Source organism: Bradyrhizobium sp. (assembly GCF_049519115.1).
GTDB lineage: Bacteria > Pseudomonadota > Alphaproteobacteria > Rhizobiales > Xanthobacteraceae > Bradyrhizobium.
This window is the reverse complement of record NZ_JBEKRB010000143.1, coordinates 1-4,671: the sequence shown is the minus strand read 5'-3', so window position 1 is coordinate 4,671 and position 4,671 is coordinate 1. Positions and strand designations below refer to the sequence as shown.

Genomic DNA, 4,671 nt, shown 5'->3' with positions numbered 1-4,671 from the left:
ATCATCACCGCCATGCCCGGAATTGCCTCGCTCGATCAACGCGCCAAGGGCTTCAAGGAGGTGGTCGCCGCAAAGTATGGAGCACTGGATATCGTTGCCGAAAAAGCTGCCGACGGCAAGCCAGCGACCGGCGTCAACATCATGAAGGATCTCATCGCCAGTACAGCGGACTTGCGCGGCGTGTTCGTCTCGGATCCGGTCATGGCGCTGGCGGTAGGCCAGGCCATTGCCGAAAAGAAATCGGACGACAAGATCAATGTCGTCGGCGTCGGCTCGGACGAGAAGCTGATCAAATTCCTTCAGGACGATATTATTACCGGGCTCGTGGTGGAGGACCCTTTCCGCATGGGCTATGAGGGGGTCAAGACCGCACTCGCCGCCTCGAAGGGCGAACCGGTGCCGGCCAACGTCGATACGGGCGTGACCCTTGTCACCAAGGCCAACATGAGCTCCGCGCGTTCGCAGGAACTCCTCAAGCCGAAAGTCGAGTGATTGGGTGCACGCGAGGGAAGGTAACTAGCGATGGCTGGCGGGCGGCGTTGCGGCGCGCAGCAGATTGACCGTGCTGTGATAGTGACTATGGCCGAAATCGAAGATTAACCGAGGCGCACTAGGGGCCGCCGCCACAGATGACCTTCAGGATCGGGATCATCTCCGACACGCACGGGCTGCTCCGGCCGGAGGCGGAGCGTCGCCTGGCTGGCGTCGATCACATCATTCATGGTGGCGACATCGGACGTCCCGAAATTATAGACGCGTTGCGTCGGATCGCCCCGGTTACCGCGATCCGAGGAAACGTGGATATCGACGACTGGGCTGCTGCATACCCTGAAACCGAGGTCGTGCGACTTGCGGGAAAATCGATCTACGTTCTGCACGATCTTAAGACTCTGCAGATCGATCCGATCGCGCGCGGCATCGACGTCGTCGTGTCCGGTCATTCCCATGTGCCGAAGATCGACACGGCTGACGGCGTGCTCTACCTGAATCCAGGAAGCGCGGGCCGGCGCCGCTTCCGGCTGCCCATCACGCTTGCGACGATCAGCGTTTCGCCGAACGGCCTGCGGCCGGAAATCCACGATCTCGGCGACGTATCAACCTGTCGTGGGGATGTGTCAGCTTAGAGCGGTGGCAGGTCCAGATGGGGAGGCAGAGGAGGCGGTTGGGTGAGGTATTGGCGCAGGAAGGTGCGACGAGGTCGGAACAGAGTGCGTCCTGATTGGTTGGCCTGCAGATACTTCACGATCGGAGAACGCACATGAGATGGGTTTTGGCGGCGGCTTTCGCAGTCGCGATTTCGTTCGCTCTCGCGCCCGCCGCGGACGCCAAGGGCTGCATCAAGGGCGCCATCGTCGGCGGTGTCGCCGGCCATATGGCGGGACACGGCAAACTTGGTGCTGCGGCCGGGTGCGTCGTCGGCCATCACGAAGCGAACAAGGGCGACCCGAACAAGGCAAACGCCCAGGCTCCCTCGGATCAGAAGTGATCCGGATGGGAACCGGCGGCCACAGGCGGCGGCGTGTACCGCAGGCCAATCGGACCGCTGTCAGGATTATCGGAATAGCGGACCTGCCGGCATGAGGCTCTTTCCCCCGAGGTGCATTTTCTTGGGCCTTGTCTTCGGCCTTGTCTTGGCGTCCGTGACAGGCTCCGCGTTCGGTGCCGAAATGAACGCGGCAGCGATCAACTCCGCCGAGCCCTCGAAAAAGACGCTGTCGGATACCAGGCCGACCCCGGCCGGCATCAGGCTGCAGGTTTTGCTTGACCGGGCGCATTTCTCGCCGGGCGAGATCGACGGCAAATTCGGAGAGAATGCGAAGAAGGCATTGCGGGCCTACGAAAAGGCGCAGCAGTTAGCGACTTCCGACGAGGTCGGCACGGACGTTTGGGGAAAGCTTGCGTCGGACGACCGTCCGGTGATTACGAGCTACGCCATCTCCGACAATGACGTCGCAGGCCTTTCCTTCGCAAGCTCCCCGCCAAGATGGAAGCTATGAAGGACCTTCCGAAGCTGGCCTACACAAGCGCGCGCGAGGGCTTGGCCGAAAAGTTTCACATGAGCGAGGATCTGCTGTCTGCCTTGAACCCAGGAAGGCACTTCGATCGCGCCGGGGAAACAATCGCTGTGATCGATACCGCTGCCGACCAAAGTCCCGAGAAGGCTGCAAAGGTGGAGGTCGACAAGAACCGGCAGACCGTGCAGCTCTTCGATAAGTCGAACGCGCTGATCGGATTTTATCCCGCCACGGTCGGCAGCGAGGAGAAGCCGTCGCCCTCAGGCACCTTGAAAGTAACGGAGATCGACCGCAATCCGACCTGTCGCTACAACCCCGACTACCACTTCAAGGGTGTCCATTCCCGGAAGCCTTTCACCATCAAGCCGCGACCGAACAATCCTGTCGGCACGATGTGGATCAATCTTTCCGCCGACGGCTACGGAATCCATGGAACCCCGTTTCCCGGACGGGTGTCCAAATCGGAATCGCACGGCTGCGTCCGTCTGGCGAACTGGGACGCCGAACGCGTTGCCGAACGGGTATCCAAGGGGACGCCAGTGACGTTCGTCGACGACACCAAGCAAGATACTCCCTAGGTACCCAAAGTAGGGCACTCCGGGCAAAGGTCGCCGATCGAATCCAACGCTTCCCGCACCTCGGCTACCGCCGCATCGGGAGAGACGCCCGGCGGCGGATCATGGCGAGCGGCTTCGACGGCTCGCTCGCGGGCGTGCGGATCGGCGCGGTCCTGCATCCAGCCGTGCTCCTCGCACTCGTCAATGGCGCCCGCTTCGTGCAGCACACTGATCGCCCAGCCGCGCAGCGTCCGGATCGCGGGTCGCCTCTCTGTCGTCATCAGCATAAAATCTCTCCAGCCGGGACGAATCCCTCAGGACGTCACTCGTTCCCGGCGTTGACGACGTCGCCGTTGATGCCGCCGCCGGTCGAGTTATTGATGACGATATCGCACTTCGCCCGCACCAAATCGTTGATGCGCTGGTAGATGGCGGGATTGCAGGTCGCCATGCGGACGCGCTGCACCCACGATCTCTCGAGGATCGCAAAGGGCGTGCGATGAGCTGATCAGTCGGCCATGGCTTATCAGGGGAGCGAGAAGATCACGATGGTCGCGTTGCCAGTGCCACCAAAAAAGCCGGAAACGACACCGGAGGTGGTCGCGACAAATTGCTTATCGCCGATCGCATTGCTGATTACGCCGCCGCCCACCGATCCACCCGTGTTGAATTTGTATAGTGTTTCGCCGGTCGCCGCATCGATTGCAAGGAAGTTGTTATCCAGATCGCCGGTGAACAGCACGCCGCCCAACGTAACGGTGACGGCGGCGACCAACGGCGTCGGCCATTGCTGTGTCCAACGCTCTTTGCCGCTCGCCGCATCGATCGCACGCAGCCAACCACGTGCTTGGTCGCGCGGATCGGGCGTCACCGAGCCACCATAATAGTGCGCGTTTTGGGCGTAAGCCGGTGGGGCTGGCAGTCGAGTGAAAGTGCCGCACCAGTCGACGGTGGCGACGTACAGGGTTTTCGTATCGGGGCTGTAGGCTGGGCCATTCCACTCCATACCGCCAAGCAGGCCGGGGCAGCCGTGAGCACCGTCGAGCGACGGCTTTTCCTCAAAACCAGTGCGCGTCGTGATAGGTAGTTCGTAGAGCTGCTCGTGCGTATCGCGATCAACCAGGTGGAGCAGGCCATCCTTTCCGCTGACCGTGACCAGATTGCGCGCACTTCCCTTCACTGTCGTACTGAACAGCGGGCTGACTTGAGAAAGGTCGCGGTCGTTGACGTCGCCCGGCCCGAACTGGTGGAACCAGAGGAGTTTGCCGGTCTTTACATCGAGCGCAACAAGCGAATTGGTATATAAATTATCACCAGGACGAGCCTGGCCGTAGAAATCCGGCGACGGATTTCCCACCGGTGCGTAAAGCACGCCCTTTTCCGCATCAAGAGCAACAGGCGTCCACACACTACCGCCGCCGTGCTCGCGCGAGGCAGGATCTTTCCTAGAATCCGCGCCGGGTTCGTTCGCATCGGGAATCAGGTTGAACTTCCAAATCGGCTCACCGGTGGCAAGTTTGAATGCCCCGATCCAGTTCTTTGAGCCCCAGTCCGCGCCAGCCGGGCCGTAGATAATGGCGTCGCCAAAATCAACGGTGGCATCGACAGGTATTGGCTGCGCGCCGGATCGGCAATCTTCTGGCTCCAGACGAGTGATCCGTCGGCCATGTTGAGCGCGATCAGAAACCCGTCGGGCGTGCCGCGCACGAGGCGGCCGTCCGCGAGCGCGACGCCGCGATTGGCTTTCGACAGGGGCGTCGCCTTAAGCTCCCAGGTGTTCGTCCACTTCTCGCGGCAGGTCGCGGCATCGATCGCAACCGTGACATTATCGATGGTGAAATACAGAGTGCCTTTGTAGACCAGCGGACTCGCCTGCAGCGAGCCTGTCGTGTTCGAGCGATAGATGCAGGCTGCGCGCAACTGATGAGCATTCGCCGCGGTGATCTGGTTGAGCGCGACAAAACGCTGGCCGGTATAGTCCTTGCTTGCATAGAGCCAGCCCCGGGTATCGGTCGCAGCGTGCAGCAGTTCCTCGCTCGTCGGCCCAGCCGGTAGCGGCGTGGCTGCCTTTGGCGGCGGCGCAGCACTGGCAGCCGTTG

General features: G+C 61.5%; 7 protein-coding genes and 1 pseudogene. 4 read left to right on the top strand and 4 right to left on the bottom strand.

Going from position 1 to position 4,671, the window contains the following annotated elements:
- The 4 genes and pseudogenes from ABSE61_RS36015 to ABSE61_RS36000 all read left to right on the top strand — a co-directional run.
- A partial coding sequence (locus tag ABSE61_RS36015; RefSeq protein WP_423875921.1) for a substrate-binding domain-containing protein occupies positions 1–492 on the top strand: 492 nt, incomplete at its 5' end.
- A 137-nt stretch (positions 493–629) separates the two neighbouring features.
- Positions 630–1,124 (top strand): metallophosphoesterase family protein, encoded by a 495-nt coding sequence (locus tag ABSE61_RS36010; protein ID WP_423875920.1) that lies wholly within the window; start codon positions 630–632, stop codon positions 1,122–1,124.
- A 134-nt stretch (positions 1,125–1,258) separates the two neighbouring features.
- Positions 1,259–1,486 carry a hypothetical protein gene (locus ABSE61_RS36005; RefSeq protein ID WP_423875919.1) on the top strand — a complete coding sequence of 76 codons (228 nt, stop codon included), beginning with the start codon at positions 1,259–1,261 and terminating at the stop codon, positions 1,484–1,486.
- 91 nt (positions 1,487–1,577) lie between these two features.
- Positions 1,578–2,593, top strand: a pseudogene (locus tag ABSE61_RS36000) (L,D-transpeptidase family protein).
- Here ABSE61_RS36000 and ABSE61_RS35995 read toward each other — a convergent pair.
- The 4 genes from ABSE61_RS35995 to ABSE61_RS35980 form a co-directional block, all read right to left on the bottom strand.
- Positions 2,590–2,859, bottom strand: coding sequence for a hypothetical protein (locus ABSE61_RS35995; RefSeq protein WP_423875918.1), 270 nt, complete (start codon positions 2,857–2,859; stop codon positions 2,590–2,592). The pseudogene ABSE61_RS36000 and the gene ABSE61_RS35995 sit on opposite strands and share 4 nt — an antisense overlap.
- A gap of 35 nt (positions 2,860–2,894) precedes the next feature.
- On the bottom strand, positions 2,895–3,038 hold the full coding sequence (locus tag ABSE61_RS35990; RefSeq protein ID WP_423875917.1) for a hypothetical protein: 144 nt from the start codon (positions 3,036–3,038) through the stop codon (positions 2,895–2,897).
- Positions 3,039–3,098: 60 nt separating this feature from the next.
- Positions 3,099–4,103, bottom strand: coding sequence for an outer membrane protein assembly factor BamB family protein (locus ABSE61_RS35985; protein WP_490338389.1), 1,005 nt, complete (start codon positions 4,101–4,103; stop codon positions 3,099–3,101).
- Positions 4,052–4,671, bottom strand: a 620-nt coding sequence (locus tag ABSE61_RS35980; protein WP_423875915.1) for an outer membrane protein assembly factor BamB family protein, incomplete at its 5' end; no start/stop codon positions are given. The genes ABSE61_RS35985 and ABSE61_RS35980, both read right to left, overlap by 52 nt.